General features: G+C 57.8%; 19 protein-coding genes and 1 pseudogene. 12 read left to right on the top strand and 8 right to left on the bottom strand.

Features of this window, described 5'->3' with window-relative positions; genetic code table 11:
* Positions 1-172: 172 nt before the first annotated feature.
* The gene (yhjD, locus tag ACX3P5_RS17935) at positions 173-1,186 is read right to left on the bottom strand and encodes an inner membrane protein YhjD (RefSeq protein WP_233986384.1); all 1,014 of its coding nucleotides are present in this window, start codon (positions 1,184-1,186) and stop codon (positions 173-175) included.
* A gap of 45 nt (positions 1,187-1,231) precedes the next feature.
* Positions 1,232-2,131, bottom strand: a complete 900-nt coding sequence (locus ACX3P5_RS17930) for a LysR family transcriptional regulator (protein WP_094121622.1) — start codon at positions 2,129-2,131, stop codon at positions 1,232-1,234.
* Positions 2,132-2,246: 115 nt separating this feature from the next.
* Here ACX3P5_RS17930 and ACX3P5_RS17925 point away from each other — a divergent pair, with 115 nt between their 5' ends.
* Positions 2,247-3,005: an SDR family NAD(P)-dependent oxidoreductase gene (locus tag ACX3P5_RS17925; RefSeq protein WP_458969070.1), complete on the top strand. Its 759-nt coding sequence runs from the start codon at positions 2,247-2,249 to the stop codon at positions 3,003-3,005.
* Between the two features lie 39 nt (positions 3,006-3,044).
* On the opposite strand, the gene ACX3P5_RS17920 is transcribed toward ACX3P5_RS17925, so the two are convergent.
* On the bottom strand, positions 3,045-3,893 hold the full coding sequence (locus tag ACX3P5_RS17920) for a PhzF family phenazine biosynthesis protein (RefSeq protein WP_233986388.1): 849 nt from the start codon (positions 3,891-3,893) through the stop codon (positions 3,045-3,047).
* Positions 3,894-4,001: 108 nt separating this feature from the next.
* Between ACX3P5_RS17920 and ACX3P5_RS17915 the strand changes: the two genes are divergently transcribed.
* Positions 4,002-4,625: a glutathione S-transferase family protein gene (locus tag ACX3P5_RS17915; RefSeq protein WP_233986390.1), complete on the top strand. Its 624-nt coding sequence runs from the start codon at positions 4,002-4,004 to the stop codon at positions 4,623-4,625.
* Here the strand turns inward: ACX3P5_RS17915 and ACX3P5_RS17910 are convergent.
* The gene (locus ACX3P5_RS17910; protein ID WP_233986405.1) at positions 4,592-6,079 is read right to left on the bottom strand and encodes an aminotransferase-like domain-containing protein; all 1,488 of its coding nucleotides are present in this window, start codon (positions 6,077-6,079) and stop codon (positions 4,592-4,594) included. The two genes, ACX3P5_RS17915 and ACX3P5_RS17910, sit on opposite strands and share 34 nt — an antisense overlap.
* Positions 6,080-6,213: 134 nt before the next feature.
* Here ACX3P5_RS17910 and ACX3P5_RS17905 point away from each other — a divergent pair, with 134 nt between their 5' ends.
* Positions 6,214-6,801, top strand: a complete 588-nt coding sequence (locus ACX3P5_RS17905) for a LysE family translocator (protein ID WP_233986407.1) — start codon at positions 6,214-6,216, stop codon at positions 6,799-6,801.
* On the opposite strand, the gene ACX3P5_RS17900 is transcribed toward ACX3P5_RS17905, so the two are convergent.
* Both ACX3P5_RS17900 and ACX3P5_RS17895 read right to left on the bottom strand, forming a co-directional pair.
* Positions 6,798-9,182 (bottom strand): phosphoketolase family protein, encoded by a 2,385-nt coding sequence (locus tag ACX3P5_RS17900; protein WP_458969069.1) that lies wholly within the window; start codon positions 9,180-9,182, stop codon positions 6,798-6,800. The genes ACX3P5_RS17905 and ACX3P5_RS17900 overlap by 4 nt on opposite strands.
* A gap of 475 nt (positions 9,183-9,657) precedes the next feature.
* Positions 9,658-9,951 carry a hypothetical protein gene (locus tag ACX3P5_RS17895; RefSeq protein WP_458969068.1) on the bottom strand — a complete coding sequence of 98 codons (294 nt, stop codon included), beginning with the start codon at positions 9,949-9,951 and terminating at the stop codon, positions 9,658-9,660.
* 285 nt (positions 9,952-10,236) lie between these two features.
* On the opposite strand from ACX3P5_RS17895, the pseudogene ACX3P5_RS17890 reads away from it, so the two are divergent.
* Positions 10,237-10,308, top strand: a pseudogene (locus ACX3P5_RS17890) (hypothetical protein); the annotation flags it as partial.
* A 62-nt stretch (positions 10,309-10,370) separates the two neighbouring features.
* On the opposite strand, the gene mqo reads toward ACX3P5_RS17890, so the two are convergent.
* Together mqo and ACX3P5_RS17880 are read right to left on the bottom strand one after the other, a co-directional pair.
* Positions 10,371-11,984 carry a malate dehydrogenase (quinone) gene (mqo, locus tag ACX3P5_RS17885; protein WP_458969067.1) on the bottom strand — a complete coding sequence of 538 codons (1,614 nt, stop codon included), beginning with the start codon at positions 11,982-11,984 and terminating at the stop codon, positions 10,371-10,373.
* Positions 11,985-12,560: 576 nt separating this feature from the next.
* Positions 12,561-12,803 carry a DUF1158 domain-containing protein gene (locus tag ACX3P5_RS17880; protein ID WP_233986425.1) on the bottom strand — a complete coding sequence of 81 codons (243 nt, stop codon included), beginning with the start codon at positions 12,801-12,803 and terminating at the stop codon, positions 12,561-12,563.
* A 317-nt stretch (positions 12,804-13,120) separates the two neighbouring features.
* Here ACX3P5_RS17880 and mntP point away from each other — a divergent pair, with 317 nt between their 5' ends.
* The 8 genes from mntP (at position 13,121) to ACX3P5_RS17840 (ending at position 21,468) form a co-directional block, all read left to right on the top strand.
* Positions 13,121-13,696 carry a manganese efflux pump MntP gene (gene mntP / locus ACX3P5_RS17875; protein ID WP_233986434.1) on the top strand — a complete coding sequence of 192 codons (576 nt, stop codon included), beginning with the start codon at positions 13,121-13,123 and terminating at the stop codon, positions 13,694-13,696.
* A gap of 119 nt (positions 13,697-13,815) precedes the next feature.
* Positions 13,816-13,893, top strand: a complete 78-nt coding sequence (azuC, locus tag ACX3P5_RS17870; protein ID WP_122983632.1) for a stress response protein AzuC — start codon at positions 13,816-13,818, stop codon at positions 13,891-13,893.
* Positions 13,894-14,145: 252 nt separating this feature from the next.
* Positions 14,146-15,153: an N-acetyltransferase DgcN gene (gene dgcN / locus ACX3P5_RS17865; RefSeq protein ID WP_336756860.1), complete on the top strand. Its 1,008-nt coding sequence runs from the start codon at positions 14,146-14,148 to the stop codon at positions 15,151-15,153.
* 1 nt (position 15,154) lies between these two features.
* Entirely contained in the window at positions 15,155-16,120 is a 966-nt protein-coding gene (dgcA, locus tag ACX3P5_RS17860) for an N-acetyl-D-Glu racemase DgcA (RefSeq protein WP_233986443.1), read from the top strand.
* A 16-nt stretch (positions 16,121-16,136) separates the two neighbouring features.
* Positions 16,137-17,999 carry an ABC transporter ATP-binding protein gene (locus ACX3P5_RS17855; protein ID WP_233986453.1) on the top strand — a complete coding sequence of 621 codons (1,863 nt, stop codon included), beginning with the start codon at positions 16,137-16,139 and terminating at the stop codon, positions 17,997-17,999.
* A gap of 23 nt (positions 18,000-18,022) precedes the next feature.
* A complete protein-coding gene (locus tag ACX3P5_RS17850; protein ID WP_458969066.1) occupies positions 18,023-19,564 on the top strand; it encodes a glutathione ABC transporter substrate-binding protein in 1,542 nt (513 codons plus the stop codon).
* Positions 19,565-19,656: 92 nt separating this feature from the next.
* Positions 19,657-20,577, top strand: coding sequence for an ABC transporter permease (locus tag ACX3P5_RS17845; protein ID WP_233986465.1), 921 nt, complete (start codon positions 19,657-19,659; stop codon positions 20,575-20,577).
* Between the two features lie 9 nt (positions 20,578-20,586).
* A complete protein-coding gene (locus tag ACX3P5_RS17840) occupies positions 20,587-21,468 on the top strand; it encodes an ABC transporter permease subunit (RefSeq protein ID WP_336756852.1) in 882 nt (293 codons plus the stop codon).

The raw sequence follows: 21,468 nt of genomic DNA, 5'->3' as shown, positions 1-21,468 counted from the left end.
ATAATTTCTGAGGTCCGGCGAATGTCGGCGGATGGCAGGGTAAACCGGGCGAAAACTGGCGGGATACTCTAAGAAAGGGCTAAATAAAAGTGACCCCTCAGCTATTCATCCTGTTATATGGATAAAAAATAGCCTCGGGGTGATATTTTCCGCTGTTATTAACCGCGAGTCATTATTGCGGATGGGAAGGGCGACCCGCTTGCGGCATCTGCGGATCGTCTTTGTATTTAGCGGTAGCGATCCAGGCGGCGCAGAACAGCGTCAGGCGGGCGAAGAAATAGAAGAACGCCATCAGGCCCAGCACGGAACCAAACGCCGCGCCAGACGGAGAGGTTGCCAGCTTGGGCAGCGTCAGCGTCATAACAAACTTAATCACTTCGAAACCCACCGCCGCCAGCAGCGTGCCGCGGAACAGCGCTTTCTTGCGCGGTTTGTGACGCGGCAGGATCCAGAAAATCCACAGGAACAGCAGATAGTTAGCCAGCACTGAAATAGAAGTGGCGATAATGGTCATCGCCGGACGCAGCCAGTCGATACCATCCAGCCCCAGCGCGCTGACAATCATCGCCTGTGCCGAACCGGCTACCGAGGTCAGCGACAGCGTGATAACCAGCGCCAGCATCAGGCCGGTCAGCGACAGGAAATCGCGGATATAGCGTTTCCAGATTTTCTCTTTATCGTCGGGCTTGCGTTCCCACACGTCGCGCGACTGGGCCCGAATCGCTTCCCGCAGGTTACCCATCCAGTTAAGACCGGAATAGAGCGCCAGCAATAACCCGGTGATCCCCACGGTGGCGCGCTGCTGAATCGCCGTATTAACGGTATTTTTCAGGGTAGTCGCCAGCGTTGGATCGCTGATGCTGCTGACGATTTTGTTGATGATATCGGTCAGCAGATCCTGATTCGATGCCAGCACAAAACCCACGGCGGCAAACGAAACCATCAGGATCGGGATCAGCGATAAAAAGGAGAAATAGGTAATCGCGGCACCAAACTGGCTGCCGAGCCGATCGTTAAAACGGTCGAGCGCGCGGATAAAATGTGCCACCGCCGGTATCGCCTGAAACCACGCGGCAAAGCGCGAAACCTTCACAATCGATTGGTCAACAGAATGGTTGCCGGTTTTAATATCGATCAGCGGCTTTGGCGGCTGCGTATCCTGTGGATTTTCCTGCTTGTCTGTCATAGACCTTCACTGTCCTGTTTATCATTAAAATCAAAGTATAGCCGGTCAGGTGACGTACTCCTGGAGTACCTGACTCAGCCACTCCATAAATACCCGCACCCGTCGGGCGACATTGCGCCGGTGCGGATAGAGCAGATGGATTGGCATCGGCCGGGCGGGAAAGTGGTGCAGCACTTCCACCAGTTCACCGCTTTCCAGTAGTTTCTGGATACCGATCGCCGGTACCTGAATAATGCCTAACCCGGCCAGACAGGCGGCGCGATAGGTCTCAGTGCTGTTCACCGTCACCACGCCGCCGGTATGCACATAGTGGCACTGTCTGCCGTCAAAATATTCAAAGCCCGGCGACGGCTGGCCCAGCTGCTGGCTGTAGTGCACCATCGCGTGCTGTGACAACTCCTCCAGCCGGATCGGTCTGCCGAAGCGCGAAAGGTAGCCAGGACTGGCGCAGTTAATCAAGGAGTAGGTGCCAATTTTTCGTGCGATTAACCCTGAATCTTTGAGCTCACCGACCCGAATCACGCAGTCAAATCCCTCACGGATCACATCGACCTGACGATCGCTGCTGCTCAGCTCAATCTCTACGCCCGGATAGTGCTGCAGGAACTCCGGCAGCCGCGGCAGGATAAAGCCGGTGGCCATCGCTACCGACATATCGACCCGCAGTTTACCGCTGAGCGTGGCGGGATCGTGCTGAAACAGGCTATCCATATCGTCAATCATCGACAGCAAATCGAGACAGCGGTCGTAATAGACCAGCCCATCCTGCGTCAGCTGGACCCGGCGGGTGGTGCGATGCAGCAGCCGGGTCGCCATCTGATTTTCCAGCGCCTGAATCTGCCGGGACACGCTGCCCTTCGGCAAGCCTAAACTCTCTGCGGCGCGGGTGAAACTGCCCATTTCGGCAACCCGAACAAACACCTGCATTGCGTGAATTTTATCCATGTTGTGCACCGATTGTTGTTGTTATTGAAACAGTGATCTCTGTTTCGATCTGTTTATAGATCAATTATTCAGGAATATCTTTAAACCCTGTTCAATTTTCCAACAGGTGTGCAACATGAGTCATAAAATTGCGTTAATTACCGGAGCTAACCGCGGTTTAGGCCGCAATGGCGCGCTGAAACTGGCCGCCAGAGGCACAGATATCATTCTGACCTATCGCAGTCACGCTGACGAGGCGCAGTCGGTGGTGAAAGAAATTGAGGCGCTGGGATCGCGCGCGGTCGCGCTGGCGCTGGATGTCGGTGTAACGGGTCAGTTTGACGGCTTTGTCGCGCAGGTTCGTCAGGTACTGGAGCAGCACTGGCAGCGTGAGCGTTTTGACTATTTAGTGAACAACGCCGGGCATGGTCATTACAAACCCTTCACCGACACCACGGAACAGGAGTTTGACGCGCTGGTTAACGTCCATTTCAAAGGGCCCTATTTCCTGACGCAGAAGCTGTTACCGCTGATCAATGATGGCGGGCGCATCCTGAATATCTCCAGCGGTCTGACGCGGCTGGTCTATCCAGGCTCCAGCACCTATGCAGCAATGAAAGGGGCGATGGAGGTTCTGACGCGCTATCAGGCGAAAGAGCTGGGCGCACGGCGTATTCGCGTCAACATCCTGGCGCCGGGTGCGATAGAAACCGACTTCGGCGGTGGCCGGGTGCGCGACACCAAAGAGATTAACGATCAGATTGCTGGCCTGACCGCGCTGGGTCGGGTCGGATTGCCGGATGACATCGGTGATGCCATCAGCGCGATTCTGAGTGAGGAAACCGGCTGGATTACCGCCCAGCGTATCGAAGCGTCAGGCGGCCAGGCAATTTAAACGCAGACAGCGTCAGCGGGCAGAGCGCCCGCTGACGGATTACAGCGAAAGGGTGCCGTCAATCACCGTTACGGTGGTGCCGCCAATCCAGATCTCACCTTCGGCGAAGGTCACCTGAACCCGACCCGCGCGTTGCAGCACGGTGCCCTGACGCACCCGGTAATCGGTGGTCTGGCCGGCTGCCGCGAAGTAACGGGCCAGACAGGCGTTGGCGCTGCCGGTGATCGGATCTTCGGTCAGGCTGCCATATTCAACCAGCAAGCCGCGCACTTCATACTGCTCCGTTTCGCCCTGCGGCAGTCGGCCAAACGGCATCACACCCGTCACTCCAGCATGTTTGAGCAGCCGCTGCAGATCGCTGACGTTGGGCTGAAGTGCCAGCACTGCCTCGGCGCTGACCATCGGCACCAGCAGCCAGCGAATCCCCATATCTACCACCGTCGGGCTTTGGGTGAGATCGAAGGCGTCGCTGTTTAACGCGTTGCTCATTAGCGCATCCTGCCACGGCGTGATGGTGGCCGCCGGGGCCGCAAACGCCAGCGAGCCGTCTGCACCTATCTTCACCCGGACATGACCGACGCCACACTCCTGCACAATTTCCCCCGGCGTACGCGTGGGCCAGCCCGCTTCCAGCAGCGCATGGGCGGTACCCAGCGTCGGATGACCGGCAAACGGCAGTTCGCCCTCAACGGTAAAAATACGCACCCGATAATCGGCCTGCGCATCCTGAGGCGGCAGCACGAAAGTGGTTTCCGACAGGTTAGTCCAGCGGGCAATGGCCGCCAGCTGACTGTCGCTTAACCCCTGTGCATCCATAATCACCGCCAGCGGATTGCCGTTAAAGGCGGAGGAGGTAAACACATCGACTTGCTTAAACGCGACCTTCATTGTCACTCCTTGCTTATTGTGGTCTGCATGGCCTTTTCTCTGCCGGATGATTGCTTATAGCAGGTAACAGGGCTATGAATAAGTTAAAGATTTCACTGGAGACTGTGAATGTTAACCATCCTCGGACGTACCTCTTCTATCAACGTGCGCAAAGTGCTGTGGCTCTGCGATGAGCTGGATCTCGATTACCTGCGGGAAGAGTGGGGCGATGGCTTCCAGTCGACCCACTCACCTGAATTTATGGCGCTTAACCCGAATGCGATGGTGCCGGTGCTGAAAGATGACGAGCTGGTGATCTGGGAATCCAACGCCATCCTGCGCTATCTGGCTAACGCCTATGGCGGGGAATGGCTCTACCCGCTCCATCCGCAGTCGCGGGCACCGATCGATCAGTGGATGGACTGGCAGTCCACCGAACTCAACACCTCATGGCGCTACGCGTTTATGTCACTGGTGCGTCACTCGCCAGCCCATCAGGACCCGCGTCTGCTGGCGGCGGCCTGCAAAGGCTGGTCGCATACCATGAGCATCCTCAATCAGCAGCTGGAAAAGACCGGTCGCTATGTCGCCGGGCGCAACTTCACCCTGGCGGACATTCCGATTGGCCTGGCGGTCAACCGCTGGTTTGAAACGCCGCTGGATCATCCCGATTATCCGGCGGTGCGCCACTATTACGAGCGCCTGACCGAGCGCCACGGCTACACCGTCTGGGGCCGCAACGGTACGCCCTGATCCTCGCCAGACGATAATCCGGCTAACTCGCAGGCTATCTCGCCGGCGCGCCGGATTGCCCAGCTGTAGCGATCGTCAAACGGATAGCAGCAGGAGAGGCGCAGCGCATGATTGTAGCGTTCGCTGAGCGAGTAAAGGGCGCCTGGCGTCACGCAAATCTGCTCCTGCAACAGCCGGTCAAACATCTCGGTGGTATTGACGCCGCCGGGTAACTCCACCCAGAAGACAAAGCCGCCGCGTGGCAGCGTGGCGCGGGTGCCCTGCGGGAAGTGGCGGGCGATTAAGCCGCGCGCCTGATCCAGGTTGGCGGCATAGCGACGGCGCAGGGTGCGCAGATGGTGATCGTAGCCGCCGTTGGCCAGAAATTCCGCCAGCGTCTCCGACAGCAGCGCCGACTCCGCCATCGACGACACCGCTTTTAGCCGGGCGATGGCGTCGTGGAAGCGTCCGGCCGCGGTCCAGCCGATACGAAAATCGGGTGCCACGGTTTTGGTAAAGCTGGTGCAGTAGATCACCCAGCCGTCGCGATCAAAGGCTTTAACCGCCGGAGAGAGCGGCCAGTCGAACTGCAGTTCGTCATACAGACCATCCTCAATCAGCGGAACGTGGTAAGTATTCACTAACTTCGCCAGCCGCTTCTTGTTTGCCAGCGACATACAGTAACCCAGCGGATTCTGGGCGCTCGGCATGGCGATCAGCGCCTTGATACGCTGCTCCTGTAACAACATCTCCAGCGCATCCAGCGACAGGCCATGCTGTGGATCGGTCGGGATTTCCAGCGCCTTCAGCCCCAGCGACGCCAGCAGTGGGAACAGGAAGAAGTAGGTCGGTGACTCCAGTCCGACGCAGTCTCCGGGTTGCGTCACCGCCCGCAGCGCCAGCTGCAACGCCTCCATGCAGCCGTGGGTCAGGGTGATCTCATCGGCGGTCAGCGTTTGTCCGGCATGCAAGGCCCGCCGCGCGATCTCCTCCCGTAAGCGCTCACTACCGGGCGGAAGCGCATAGCGCCCGATCATGTTGGGATGACGACGCAGCAGCGCGGCGGTTATCCGGCCAATGCGTGCGGCGGGAAACAGTTCGCTGTCCTGCGGGCAGGCCAGCGAAATATTGATGTAGTCGGGATGGTTTTGTGCCGCGAAGACTTTGTCGATCAGGTCGAGCTTTTCACTGCTGGGATCGCGCACCCTGGCTTTATGCGGATCGTGCCGGGTGACTGCCGGCAATACGCCGCGCACGTAGTAGCCCGACTGTGGACGTGCCTCAATCAGGCCGCGATCTTCCAGCAACTGCCAGGCGTTCAGCACGGTATTGACGCTGACCTGGTGCGATTGTGCCACGCGCCGGATGGCGGGCAGACGTTTGCCGGGCTTCAGCGTGCCCTGATGAATCGCCTCAGCGAAGTGGTCTGCCAGCTGCTGATAGAGCCGCTGATCGGGAGAAGGAACAAGGGACACAGTCGCCTCCGGATGCGATGGGTACAATCTCTGTTAATCGGAACTGTAACCATCACAATAGTGATTTTGTGTCACTGTTACCATTCCTTTTCTCGCCGTAGCATGAAGCTCTGTTGATTATCAGGAGTGCCATCATGCTCGATCCCTCTTTTTTCAGTTACGTGACCGTTATGTCCATTACGCCCGGCCCGAATAACCTGTTATTGGCCACCTCCGGGGTGAATTTCGGCATGCGCCGCACCTTACCAATGGTGTTTGGCATTCTGGTGGGCTGCGCACTGCAAACGGTGATCGCCGGGGTCGCGCTGGAGGTGTTACTGCACTGGATGGCGGCGATTCGCCTGCCGCTGACGCTGGCAGGCTGTGCCTATCTGTTGTGGCTGTCGTGGAAGATTTTCCGCGCGGCCGCTCCGGAAGAACGCAGCAAACCGCAACCCATGACGCTGCTGGGTGGCGCCTGTTTCCAGGCGATTAACCCCAAAGCCTGGCTGATGGCCACCAATGTCGCCCTGTTGTACAGCGCCAGCAGCGGCGTGCTGGCGGTGATGATCGGCTTTATGCTGCTGAACCTGCCCTGCATTCTGATCTGGGCTGCGCTCGGCGATCGCCTGCGCAGCCATCTGCAAATTGCCTGGAAGCGTCAGCTGTTCAACAGCCTGATGGCGTTGTCGCTGGTGGCGACCACCGTCTGGATGCTGACTGACGCCCTGCTGGCCGCTTAATCCGGCGCGCCTGGCGCGGTGGCTGAGGGCCATTTCCAGTTCTGCACCTCCGGCACATCTTCACCGTGCACCCGCACGTAGCGATGGTGTTCCGCGATGCGCTCCTGCAGATCGTCCAGCAGCTCAGGATGCGCATCCGCCAGCCCCGGCACGCGCAGGATCGCCTCCTGCGCCAGATGATAACGGTCAAGCTCATTCAGTACCGTCATATCAAACGGCGTGGTGGTGGTGCCTTCCTCAATAAAGCCGCGTACATGGAAGTTACGGTGATTATTGCGCTGATAGGTCAGGCGATGCACCAGCGTCGGATAGCCGTGGAAAGCAAAAATCACCGGCTTATCCTCGGTAAACAGCGCATCAAATTCATCGTCCGACTTGCCATGCGGATGCTGATCCTGAGTTTGCAGCGCCATTAAATCGACCACGTTGACCACCCGAATGCGCAGGTCAGGCAGATAGCCGCGCAGCAGATCGACCGCCGCCAGGGTCTCCATGGTCGGCACATCCCCGGCACAGGCCATCACCACATCCGGTTCTTCATTATCTGGTGTGGTACCCGCCCAGCGCCACTCTCCCATGCCCGCTTCGCAATGACGAATAGCGCTGGCCATATCCAGCCACTGCGGTGCCGGCTGCTTACCGGCCACAATCACGTTAATGCGGTCCCAGGTACGCAGGCAGTGATCGCCCACCCATAACAGCGTATTGGCATCGGGCGGCAGGTAGATGCGCACGATATCGGCTTTTTTGTTGGCAACGTGATCGATAAAGCCTGGGTCCTGATGGCTGTAGCCATTGTGGTCCTGACGCCAGACGTGGGAAGAGAGCAGATAGTTGAGCGAAGAGACCGGTTTACGCCAGCCCAGCTTGCGCGTCACCTTGAGCCACTTGGCGTGCTGGTTAAACATCGAATCGACGATATGAATAAAGGCTTCATAGCAGTTGAACAGGCCGTGACGGCCGGTGAGCAGATAGCCTTCCAGCCAGCCCTGACACTGATGTTCACTGAGGATCTCCATCACCCGGCCATCGCGTGCCAGCTGCTCATCGTAAGGTTCTATCGTTTCCAGCCAGGTGCGGCTGGTGGCGTCAAACACCGGCGTCAGGCGGTTGGAGGCAGTTTCATCCGGGCCGAACAGGCGGAAGTTATCCTGATTACGCTCGAACAGCACCCGCAGGTAGCGACCCAGCTGCTCGGTGGCCTGCGCCATCTGTGATCCGGGCTCGCCGGTGTCGAAGGCAAATTCAGCGATATCCGGCGTATCCAGTTCACGGCGCAGCAGGCCGCCATTGGCATACGGAGAGGCACCCATGCGCTTATCGCCCTGCGGAGCCAGCGCCTGCAGCTCCGGTTTCAGCCGTCCCTGCTCGTCAAACAGATCGTCAGGCTGGTAGCTGCGCATCCAGGCTTCGAGAATCTGGCGATGCCCTTCATCCTCCCGGCAGGCGGCCACCGGGACCTGATGCGCTCGCCAGAAACCTTCCACTTTTTTGCCATCAACGGTTTTCGGGCCGGTCCAGCCTTTGGGGCTACGCAGAATAATCATCGGCCAGCGCGGTATGCCGCTGCTGACCTTGCCCGCGCGCGCCTCACGCTGAAACGCCGCAATTTTACTGAAGGCGTTATCCAGCGCGTCTGCCATCAGCGGATGCATCTTTTCAGGCTGATCGCCGCTGACGAACAGTGGCTCATAGCCGTAGCCGCTGAACAGCTGGCGCAGATCCTCATCGCTGCTGCGGCCGAGCAGCGTCGGATTGGCGATCTTGTAGCCGTTGAGATGCAGAATCGGCAGCACCGCGCCGTCACGCGCCGGATTGAGGAATTTAATCCCGTGCCAGCTGGAGGCCAGCGGGCCGGTTTCCGCTTCACCGTCGCCAATCACGCACGGCACGATCAGGTCGGGATGGTCAAACGCCGCGCCAAACGCATGTGACAGCGAATAGCCCAGTTCGCCGCCTTCATTAATCGAACCGGGGGTTTCGGGTGCTGCGTGGCTGGGAATGCCGCCTGGAAAGGAGAACTGCTTAAACAGCCGTTGCATGCCGGCGGCATCCTGGCTGATATGGGGATAAATTTCGCTGTAGCTGCCTTCCAGCCAGGTATTCGCCACCATGCCGGGACCGCCGTGGCCCGGTCCACAGACGTAGATCAGATTCAGGTCGCGCTGGCGGATAATCCGGTTGAGATGCGCATAAATAAAATTCAGCCCTGGTGTGGTACCCCAGTGGCCGAGCAGACGGGGTTTGATGTGCTCCGGCTGCAGCGGTTCACGCAGCAGCGGGTTATCCATCAGGTAAATTTGTCCGACGGAGAGGTAGTTTGCTGCCCGCCAGTAGCGGTCAAGCAGTTCGAATTCCGGTGAAACAGGGGAGTAAGACATGCAGTTTCCTCCTGATCGTTCAGCTAAAAGATGCCTTAACCCTAATAGAGAATGCCCGGATCGACCAGGTAGCCGGCCAATAAAAAATGCCCCACAACCGGATTGCCCCCCAAAGCTGTGCACCCAGCAGAGTCATCTTTAAACCTATCCATTTATAAACGCGAACCGACAAGCCTGAAAATGAAAGACCTGACTCCGGTTGAATACCGAACCCAGGCCCTGAAAGCTCCTTAATATAAACTGTCCAGCTTTATAGCATCGGTCCATTAAGTAAGCATTTTTTTATAAAGATAATTTTACAACCGGCAATTTTATTTAACATATAGCTTATAATTTATCAGGCCTATCAATACTCCGGTTATCACTATTTTTACTGAGTTTTTTATCGTTGGTAAACCATCAATGAAATAGTCAATGAAAAATAACGCTAAAATTATTAGCAGCGTATTCAAAAAAACTCTCTGTACCGGTTTCATTACCACCAGCAGGTTAATCCGTAAGTGAAAGCTGCGCCTGCCGCACCCGTAGCTGCTCCGGCAATCCATCCTGGCACCAGTCCGATTCCAGGAACGATTACGGCACCGCTCATCGAGCCCAGCACTCCGGAGGCTATTGCAGATTGAAACATATCTGTAGTTAAATCTTTTACATTACATTGATTAAACTTCGCAGTCATAATCTGAGCAATCTCCAGATTAACAGCTAATCTGTAAGATTCTGCCCCGGCACCAGAAACATATTTCACTTCTAAATTATTTAATCCTTTCATGGAAAATCCTTTTTTAAATAATGAGCCTGGAGAAAATAACAAAAGGACATATTCTTTAATGTGAAGTAGAACTCATATTTTTATCGTAATTTTACGATAAACAGACAGGCAAAGTTAAAAAAATGGAGTGATGAAAAGTATTTCTCGGATATGAGACTGCACGGAAATTATTATTCAGGGACACAGCATCTGCACGCTGGATTCGGCGTGTTTATACCGTAATCAGTTTAACTGCATTGATGAGGTGAAGCGGGCGATCTGCGAATAGGTTCATGATGAAATAACGAGCGGATAAGCCTGAAACTGAAAGGCCTGAGTCCGGCTCATTACCGGGCTCAGGCCCTGAAAGCGGCTTAATATAAACTGCCCGGATTGCCAGGGCAGTTCAGATGCTAAGCCTTCTGTTCATCAGTGGCAAATTACTTGCCGACGACGAACGCGGTTTCACGCCCTTCGTCGTTGGCCGCCATTGGCGTCACCGGCGTGTAATCGAGCTGCAGAATGCGGCTGGTTTCGGCTAACACTTTCTCGGTCAGCGCCACGTCGCCGTTCAGCTTACGTCCCCAGGATGGGATCACCGCACGGATTTTGTTCTGCCATTCCGGCGAAGCCATCTGCTCAGGACAGATTTTATGCAGCAGCTCCAGCATGATCGGGGCAGCCGTTGAAGCACCTGGCGAAGCACCCAGCAGCGCTGAGATCGAACCATCCTGCGAGGCGACCACTTCGGTACCCAGCCGCAGTACCGCGCCCTCTTTCTCATCTTTTTTGATGATCTGCACGCGCTGACCAGCAGTGACTAAACGCCAGTCTTCCTGCTTCGCCTGCGGCACATAGGCGCGTAGCGCATCCATCCGATCGCGATCGCTTTGCAGCACCTGATCCATCAGGTATTTCACCAGATCAAAACTTTTCAGCCCCACTTTCACCATCGGCAGCATGTTGCTGCTGTTGAGCGAGGTGAACATATCCAGCAGTGAACCCTGCTTGAGGAATTTGGTGGAGAAGGTAGCAAACGGCCCGAACAGCAGCACCTGTTTGCCATCCAGCACGCGGGTGTCAACGTGCGGTACCGACATCGGCGGTGCGCCGACGCTGGCTTTACCGTAGACCTTGGCCATGTGCTGCGCCACCACCTGCGGATTTTCCGTCACCAGGAATGAGCCGCCGACCGGGAAACCGGCATAACCATTAGCTTCCGGCACGCCCGCTTTCTGCAACAGCGGCAGCGCCGCGCCGCCTGCACCGATAAAGATATTTCGGGCGGTCAGCGTCCGGCGGGAACCGCTCGCCAGACACTGCAGGGTAACCTGCCAGCGGCCATCGCTCAGGCGCGTCAGCTCACGCACTTCCTGACGCAGACGCAGACGGAAATTGGCTTTCTTCTCTAAGGAGGCGATCAGCTGGCGTGTGACTTCACCGAAGTTGACGTCGGTCCCCATTTCGGTCCAGGTTGCCGCCACTTTCTGGCTGCGATCGCGGCCATTCATCACCAGCGGGATCCACTTCGCAATCTGCTGCGGATCTTCGGAGTAGGCCATGCCACGGAACAGCGTGCTTTTCTGCAGCGCCTGGAAGCGTTTGCGCAGGAAGCTGACATTGTCGTCGCCCCAGACAAAGCTCATGTGCGGCGTGCTGTGAATGAAACTTTTGGGATTGCGCAGATTGCCCTTCTGCACCTGAGAGGCCCAGAACTGACGGGAAATCATAAAGGATTCGTTGATCGTCACCGCTTTGGAGATGTCGATGCTGCCATCGGCCTGCTGTGGCGTATAGTTCAGCTCAGCCAGCGCGGCATGGCCGGTGCCAGCATTGTTCCAGCCGTTGGATGATTCTGCTGCCACGCTGTCCAGCCGCTCTACCATTTCGATAGACCAGTCCGGCTCTAATTCCTGCAGCCATGCGCCGAGGGTGGCGCTCATCACGCCTGCGCCAATCAGCAGCACGTCAACGTCTTTGCGCTCCTGCGCGGTAGTGGTGTCCTTTGCCATGGCACTCATCGCGAGCGCAAGGTTTATAGCTGAATTGCACATGAGGCGACATCTCCTCTTCTGTTGACCTGAAGCTCAACAGTTTTGCAGGCGAAATAGTCACGCTTCTTTCGAGCGCGTTGCGCTATTTCTCAAAGGTTAAGAGTCAGGTATAGGTTAAAGCGGTGATAACGGGTTAACTGCACGTTATGCTTTGTCATCCGAATATAACATTCTCGCATCTGAATTAAACATTTGTTTATTTTTTAAATGCAGAAATGATTCAGCATAAGAATTAATCATAGCGGCACGAAGGGTATAAGTGATTTTTTATCGATAACTCAGTGAGTTAACTGAATAGATTGTTGCAGGAAAGCGCCATTATGGTGCAGCGTCCAAAGAAGGGGTAACGAGGAGGAATTATTTAATTCACTGAATTTAAGGCAGTTATTGTTGGGTAAGGAATAGTCTAAAAGTTCATCAGTCGCGGTTTCGGGCGCTCAGTGTAAAAATAATGTTACATTTTTGTGAGGATGAAATGCTCGGCAACCCTGTGCGTGGTCGTTAACGGCAAGCGGCAAAACCGCCAGGTCTGCAATAGACCATCGCCGTTCAGCCAGCTTACCCTGAGGGTCTGTCTCAGCTCCTGAACCAGCGACGCCAGACAAAGCGAATCACAAAAAACTCCACCGTACCCAGCAGTAAAAACCAGATGCAGAACACCACCGTGTAGAGCTGGCTCAGATCCTGTAAATGGAATGTCTGCAACAGATGTTGCGCCACCGCCAGGCTGAAGGCTGGCGCAGGCAGCAGCAGGGCAGAGAGAAACCCCAGCAATAAAATGCCGCCAGGCACGATCAAAGATTCAAACGGGTTATTCATAACGGGCATCCGGTAATAATAAGCCCGGCATTTTCCGGCAATCCGCGCCTGGGTTCAATCAGGGAATGCGGCGGGTCAGGCGAAACCTGCCCGCTATCACGCAGGAAAAGTGTCAGAAAATGCTTTGCCACCATCGACTTAGCGCGAAACATAGCGAATGATAAAAGTTATAGCCTTTGCTATACTTAAATCCATGATTTTACTGTCTTTTTATCTTTGCGGTTGCATGGTAGACTGCGCGCACTTTTTCATTACTGAACACTTTGTGTGGTGAATACAGCGTGAATTGCCGCTTTTTCGCCCCAGGTGAATAAATCATGACCTTTATTGCCACCTTAATTCTTGCACTGGGTATGTCGATGGACGCGTTTGCTGCTGCACTGGGCAAAGGTGCGACATTGCATCGTCCTGGTTTTAAAGAAGCGCTGCGCACCGGTCTGATTTTTGGCTCAATTGAAGCCTTAACGCCGCTGATTGGCTGGGCGCTGGGTCTGGCCGCCAGTCGGTACATCATGGCGTGGGACCACTGGGTTGCCTTTATTCTGCTGGCATTTTTAGGTGGCCGAATGATGATGGAAGGCTTCCGTCAGACTGCGGTAACCGAACCCTGTGAAGCGCCGCAGAGCCATGGCTTTATGGTGCTGGCCACCACCGCCGTCGCGACCAGCCTGGATGCGCTGGCGGTCGGCGTCGGCCTGGCATTTTTGCAGGTCAACATTATTACCACCGCTCTGACCATTGGCGCTGCCACCACCGTGATGGCGACGACCGGCGTGCTGGTGGGCCGCTTTATCGGTCCGGTATTGGGGAAATGGGCGGAAGTGCTGGGCGGTCTGGTATTGATTGCCGTCGGTTCCACCATTTTGCTGCAACACCTCGGCTACAGCGCCTGACGGGTTTTTGCGCATAAAAAGCGCAATTTTGTGATCTGGTTCAAAATTTATTGCTGATAAAACGCGCTGAAGTTATACTTTTACGGTATTTCTTCAACTAAATTTGAACCAGGTGACACATGAAACGCATTTTTAACTACGTGTTCCGCGCTTACGTCGAGACCTTCAAACACGTACCGCCGGGTGCCATGTACTAAACCGCACCCCGCAAGCAACCCTCGATAATCGCGGTCAGGGATCGACCGATGATTATCACTTTTTCTTCTGTAACGCCTCTCTCCCATCGCCCGATTGGCCCGTTCTGACAGGCTCAGCACCGGCTGCCATAAGCCATCCGTCTGACTATACCCTCAGGTTATACCCCGGCACCAAACAAGCATTCGTCACGCTGTCATCTGCATGAAATATTCAGCTCAGGCCCTATCACCTGTCTGAAAAAGAGAAACATCATGCTGATCCCTCAACCCTATTTACTCTTTCTTGGTGACGTCACCGATCCGCTGGCGGCGAAAACGGCGCGCGGCATTCAGGTCTGGCGACCGGAACAGTGCGTTGGTGAAATGTCACTGCCGGGCTGTACCGTCAGCCTCGGGCTGGAGACGCTGGATATCGCCAGTGCCAAAGCGCGCGGCGCGAAAACGCTGGTGCTGGGTACCGCCAATGCTGGCGGCTATTTGCCGTCACACTGGCTGGAAACCGTGACCGGCGCGATCAAAGCGGGTCTGAATGTGGCCAGTGGCCTGCATCACCGTCTGGTCGATGAACCGGAACTGGTGGCGCTGGCGGCAGAACATGGCGTGTCGCTGTTCGACATCCGCCATATGCGGCCCGCGTTGACGGTCGGCAGCGGTAAAAAACGCAGCGGTAAACGGGTCCTGACGGTGGGAACTGACTGCTCCGTGGGGAAAATGTACACCTCACTGGCGCTGGAAGCGGCGATGCGCGATCGCGGCATGAAGGCGGATTTCCGCGCCACCGGCCAGACCGGGATTCTGGTAGCCGGTGAGGGCATTGCCATCGATGCGGTGATTGCTGACTTTATCGCCGGTGCCGCCGAAGCGCTCTCCCCGGCGAATGAAGAGGATCACTGGGATATCGTTGAAGGTCAGGGATCGCTGTTTCATCCCTCTTATGCTGGCGTCAGCATGGGGCTGATCCACGGGGCGCAACCGCACTGGCTGGTGATGTGTCATGAGATGGGGCGTCCGCATATGCGCCACCTGCCGCATCAGCCGATGGTCAGCCTGGCGGAGTGCGTAGAGGCCAATCTGCGGGCGGCCAGCGTCACCAGTGACGCGGTGAAGCTGGCCGGATTCGCCATCAATACTTCCGGTTACAGTGAACAGCAGGCGCGCGACTATTGCGCTGAGGTCAGCGCAGAATTTGGCGTGCCGGCCACCGATCCGGTGCGGTTTGGTATCGATGCTATCGCCGCGCGATTGCAGGAGCATGGCTGAGATGCGGCGTATGCAGATCGCGGTGGCTGAACTGCCGCTGGCGAAACCCTTCGCGATTTCACGCGGTACCCGCACGGCCGTCACGGTCATTCGCGTGACGCTGGAGCAGGACGGTTTTATCGGTCTTGGCGAGTGTACGCCGACGCCGCGCTACGGCGAAAGTATCGCCAGCGTCAGCGCGCAGCTGGCGGCGCTGCAGAACGAAATCGAAGCCGGACTGAGTCGTCCGGCTTTACAGACCCGACTGGCAGCGGGCGCGGCACGTAATGCGCTGGATTGTGCGCTGTGGCGGCTCGATGCGGCCCGCAACCGGGAAACGCTCTGGCAGCAAACCGGCAGCGAAAAGCCCGCTTCGGTGGTGACCGCAGAAACCCTGAGTCTGGACAGCCTTGACCGGATGGCGAGTGCCGCGGCGGAGGCCGTATCACGCGGTGCGCTGCTGCTGAAGATCAAACTCGACGCGCATCTGATTGTGGAAAAAGTCGCGGCCATTCGCGCGGCGGCTCCGCAGACAACGCTGATTATCGACGCCAACGAGGCCTGGCACGGCCTCGACCTGCCCGCGCTGTTCAGCGCTTTGCAGGCTTATGAGATCGCGATGATTGAGCAGCCGTTACCGGCGGGTCAGGATAGCGACTTACGGCATTTTCCCCATCCGATTCCCCTGTGCGCCGATGAAAGCTGCCATAGCGTGGCGGACATTGCCGCGCTGCGCGATCGCTACCAGATGATCAACATCAAACTCGATAAGTGCGGCGGGCTGACCGAAGCGCTGGCGATGGTCGCCGCTGCACGGCAGCAGCAAATGCGGCTGATGGTTGGCTGTATGCTCGGCTCGTCGCTGGCGATGGAGGCGGCGCTGCCGGTGGCGATCAGCGCCGAATATGTCGATCTCGACGGCCCAATCTGGCTGGCGGCAGACAGCTCGCCTTTTCTCTCCTATTCGCAAGGCCGTATCTGGCTTTAACGCACCCGGAGCAACGATGACGGACACTTCTTCTCTTCGCCCGACCGCCCCGACCGCCACGGCACCGGTGCTCGCCATTCAGGATCTTTGCGTCAGTTTCCGCGGACGCAGCGGCGTGCATCGGGCGCTGAATGGCGTGTCGTTTGAGATTCATCCCGGCGAAATCGTCGCGGTGGTGGGCGAAAGCGGGTCGGGAAAATCCGTCACCTCGCTGGCGATTATGGGGCTGTTAGCCGCCTCAGCACGCACCGAACGTGGAGCCATCCTGTTTCGCGATCGTCGCGGAAAACAGCACGATCTCAGCACCCTCAGCGAAGAACAGCGGCGAACGTTGCGTGGCCGCGAAATGGCGATGATTTTTCAGGAGCCGATGACCTCGCTGAATCCGGTATTGCGGGTCGGCGATCAGCTGACCGAAGCGCTGCGTGACCATCAGCTGTGTGATAAAGCGCAGGCGACGGCGCGAGCGCGAACCTTGCTGCAGCAGGTACGGATAGCCGATGTGGATCGGGTGATGAAAAGTTACCCGCACGCGTTGTCGGGCGGCATGCGGCAACGGGTGATGATCGCCCAGGCGCTGGCCTGCGATCCACAACTGCTGATTGCCGATGAGCCGACCACCGCGCTGGATGTCACCGTTCAGGCGCGCATCCTGCACATTCTGCGTGAGTTGCAGCAGCAGAAGCAGATGGCGGTGCTGTTTATCACCCATGATATGGGCGTAGTGGCCGAAGTCGCCGATCGGGTGGTGGTGATGTATCGGGGTAACGTGGTCGAACAGGGCGCGGTGGCGGATATTTTCAGCGCGCCACAGCATGACTACACCAAAGCCTTATTGGCTGCGGTGCCAAAGCTGGGGGATATGCGCGAACAGGCCTGGCCGCAGCGCTTCCCGCTGCTGGGCGCGGCCACCCCGGCTGCCGCCAGCCAGCAAACGGCGCGTTACGAGGATAAACCGCTGCTCGACGTGCGCGGCCTGACAGTCTGTTTCCCGGTCCGCAGCGGCATTTTTTCCGCCTTAACCCATCAGGTGCACGCGGTGGAGCAGATTGACTTCAGGCTGTGGCCGGGCGAAACGCTGGCGATTGTCGGGGAAAGCGGCTGCGGTAAATCGACCACCGGGCGGGCGCTGATGCGTCTGCTGGCCAGCGAGGCGGAAAGTATCTATTTTCAGGGCAATGAAATTACCACCCTGAAAGAGGCGCAGTTTCAGCCGCTGCGCCGTGAAATACAGATGGTGTTTCAGGACCCGTATGCCTCACTCAATCCCCGCCTGACCGTTGGATTTACCATCGCTGAACCGCTGCTGCTGCACGGTCTGGTCTCGTCGCTGCGCGAAGCCACGCCGCAGGTTGAGGCACTGCTGAAAAGTGTCGGCCTGGCCCCGGAACACGCACAGCGTTATCCCCATGAGTTTTCCGGCGGACAGCGTCAGCGTATCGCCATAGCCCGTGCCCTGGCGCTGCGGCCCAAAGTGATTATCGCCGATGAAGCCGTGTCAGCGCTGGATGTGTCGATACAGGCACAGGTGGTGAACCTGATGATGGATCTGCAACAGCAAACCGGCGTGGCGTGGATTTTCATCTCGCACGACATGGCCGTGGTGGAACGCATCGCCAACCGTGTGGCGGTGATGTACCTCGGACAGATCGTTGAGATTGGCCCGCGCCAGTCGCTGTTTAACCAGCCGCAACACCCTTATACCCAACGGCTGCTGGCCTCTGTGCCGGTTGCCGATCCGCTCAATCGTCCGGTCCGTCAGTTTGATGACGGTGAAATTCCCTCGCCGCTGCGCAGGGTGGGAGAGACGGTAGAGAAAAACCGTTACCGCCAGGTCGCGCCCGATCACTGGGTGGCCGAAACCCCTTTTGTGCGTTGATGCATCAATACCAGGAGACAACCATGAAGCCATTATTACGTCGTACGGCGCTTGCCACCGGATTACTACTCGCTCTGACCGCCGCCGCGCAGGCAGAAGATTTACGCATTTCGATGTATGCCGATATTACCGGACTGGACCCGCACGACACCTCCGACAACATCAGCTATTCGGTGCAGAGTGGCATTTTCGAACGCCTGTTCCAGTTTGATGCTCAGATGAAGCTGACGCCCTGGCTGGCGACCGGCTATACCAGCAATGAGGATGCCACGCAGTTTACGCTGACGCTGCGGCAGGGCGTGACCTTCCAGGATGGCACACCCTTTAATGCGGAGGCGGTGAAAGCGAACCTGGATCGGCTGGCCGATCAGAGCAAGGGGCTGAAGCGCAATAGCCTCTATCGCATGATTAAGACCGTCACCGTACTGACAGCGGATAAAGTGCAGATCGACCTTAACCAGTCATTTGGTGCCTTCATCAACACGCTGGCGCACCCGTCGGCGGTGATGTGGAGCCCGGCGATCCTCAGCCAGTATCCGCAGGAGGCGCAACTGCGGCTGCATCCGGTCGGTACCGGCCCGTTCCGGTTTGTGGCGTGGCAGCCGGGCAAAACCGTCACCCTGGCGAAATATGACAAATACTGGAAAACCGGCTGGCCGAAAGTCGACAAGGTGATTTTCTCACCGAGCCCGGAAGATGCGACCCGGGTGGCGGCGCTGAAGTCGGGGCAGGTGGATGCGATCTATCCGCTGCCGTCTGATCTGATTGGGACGGTGCAGAGCGACGCGAAACTGGCGATCCAGCGCGATCCCAGCATTTACCTCTATTACATGGCGATCAATACCCAACACAAAGCGCTGGCTGACGTGCGGGTGCGCCAGGCGATTAACTACGCCATCGACCGCGCGCTGTGGCTGAAGGTCGGTTTCGCCGGAATGGGCACGCCCGCCCGTTCCGCCATGCCGGCCGGAGTGCAGTTCTATCAGGCGCAGAGTGAGCCGAACTACCGCTACGCGCCGGATGAAGCCAAAAAGCTGCTGCAGGCGGCAGGCTACGGGCAGGGGCTGGATCTCAAATTGTGGTGCACCAACGCCACGGCCAGCATCCGTGCCGCGCAGTTCCTCAAGGCGCAGCTGGCGACGGTCGGGATTCGCGTCACCGTTACGCCGATGGATTCCGGCACCCGCAACGCGAAGTTATGGGGCGTGAAAGATCCGAAACAGGCGGAGTTTGACCTCTATTACGGTGGCTGGTCGACCTCAACCGGCGATGCGGACTGGGCGTTGCGTCCGCTGTACGCCACCGAATCCTGGGTGCCGACCTCCTACAACGTCTCCTATTACAGCAACCCGGCGGTAGATAAAGCGATTGCCGGCGGGCTGGCCACGGCCGATCCGGCAAAACGCGCCGCCGCCTACGCAGAGGCGCAAAGGCTACTGTGGAAAGATGCGCCTGTCGCCTTCCTCGGCACGCCCGATAACGTCGTCGGCAAGCGCAAAGGGCTGAACGGCGTGTCGATGCTGCCGGACGGTAACCTGTTGTTTACGCAGGCCGCGTTTGAATAAGTGAGTGCGCAGCCGCCCGCCGGTGATGGGGTGCGTGTCGCCGGGCGGGCAACCGTGCCTGACTGCTCTCTGAGCCAATCGAAAGGATCGCCATGTTCGCCTATATCCTCCGACGACTGCTGGAAATGATCCCGGTTCTGCTGGTGGTTTCATTACTGGTTTTTGGTTTTATTAAACTGCTGCCTGGCGACCCGGCCCGCATCTATGCCGGGCCGGATGCCCCGATCGAAGCGGTAGAGGCCGCCCGTCAGCATCTGGGCCTTAACGATCCGCTGCCGCAGCAGTACCTTCACTGGATCGCTGGCCTGTTGCGTGGCGACCTGGGAGTCACCTATCGCACCCAACAGCCGGTGACGGAGGTGATCCGGCAGGGCTTTATGCCTACGCTGTGGCTGGCGCTGGCGGGCTTCACCTGGTCCGTGCTGCTGGGCCTGATGCTCGGCGTTATCGCGGCGTTACGGCGTGGAAAGTGGCTTGACTGGGCGCTGATGAGTCTGGCGGTCGGCGGGATCTCGATGCCCGCCTTCTGGCTCGGGCTGCTGCTGATCCAGTTCGTCGCCATGCCGTTTGGCCTGTTTGCCGTCAGCGGCTTCAGTCAGCCATCCGATTTGATCCTGCCCGCCATTACGCTTGGCTCGTCGGTCGCCGCAGTGATGGCGCGTTTCACCCGGTCGGCGTTTCTTGAGGTCGCGCAGGAGGACTATGTCCGCACCGCCAGGGCAAAAGGGTTACGTCAGCGTCTGGTGACCTGGAAACATGTAATGCGGAATGCATTGATCCCGGTGATCACCATGCTTGGCCTGCAGTTTGGATTTTTGCTGGGCGGATCGATCGTGGTGGAGAGCGTCTTTAACTGGCCCGGTCTGGGCTGGTTGTTGATCGAGTCGATCAAGTCTCAGGATCAGCCGGTGATCCAGGCGCTGGTGATGCTGTTCGTGTTCGAATTTATCGCCATTAATCTGCTGGTTGATCTGCTCTATGCAGTGGTCAATCCCGCGATTCGTCTGAAATAGGAGTCGCTGATGAGCGAAACCCTCTCTGTTGCGGTGCCGGAAGCGATTCGTTCGCCGTGGCGCGATTTTCTGCACGCGCTGGTGCGTAACCCGCTGGCGCTGGTCTCTGGCGGATGTGTTCTGCTGCTGCTGCTGGTGGCGCTGTTTGCGCCCTGGCTGGCCCCGTGGGACCCGATGGCGCCGGACTGGATGGCTCTGTCTTCGCCGCCTTCCGCTGCGCACTGGATGGGCACTGACGATCTGGGACGTGACGTGATGAGCCGGATTATCTACGGTGCGCGCATCTCGCTCTATGTCGGGGTGGTCTCGGTCACGCTCGGGATGCTGGTGGGGATCGTACTGGGTCTGCTGGCTGGCTACTATGGCCGCTGGGTCGATATGCTGATTATGCGCGGCTCCGATGTGCTGTTCGCCTTTCCCGGAATGCTGCTGGCGATTGCGGTGGTGGCGATTCTCGGGCCTGGCCTGAACAACGTCATTATTGCCGTCGCGGTGTTCAGCGTGCCGGTGTTTGCCCGCATCGTGCGTGCCTCGACGCTGTCGCTGAAGCAGGCCGCCTACGTTGAAGCGGTGCGCTGCGCCGGTGCGCCGGATCGGGTGATTCTGCTGCGCCACATTTTGCCCGGCACGCTGCCCAACGTTATTGTCTATTTCACCCTGCGCATCGGTACCAGCATTCTGACCGCCGCCGGGCTGAGTTTTATCGGCCTCGGACCGGAACCGGATGTGCCGGAGTGGGGCAACATTCTCGCCATGAGCCGCAGCATGATGATGGCGGGGGCCTGGCACGTCAGCGTCTTTCCTGGGCTGGCAATCTTTATCACCGTACTGGCGTTCAACCTGCTGGGCGATGCCCTGCGTGACACGCTGGACCCGAAACTCAAGAGCTGA

The sequence above is a fragment of the Pantoea sp. S-LA4 genome (genome assembly GCF_054482835.1).
This window is presented reverse-complemented; position numbering and strand designations above follow the sequence as displayed.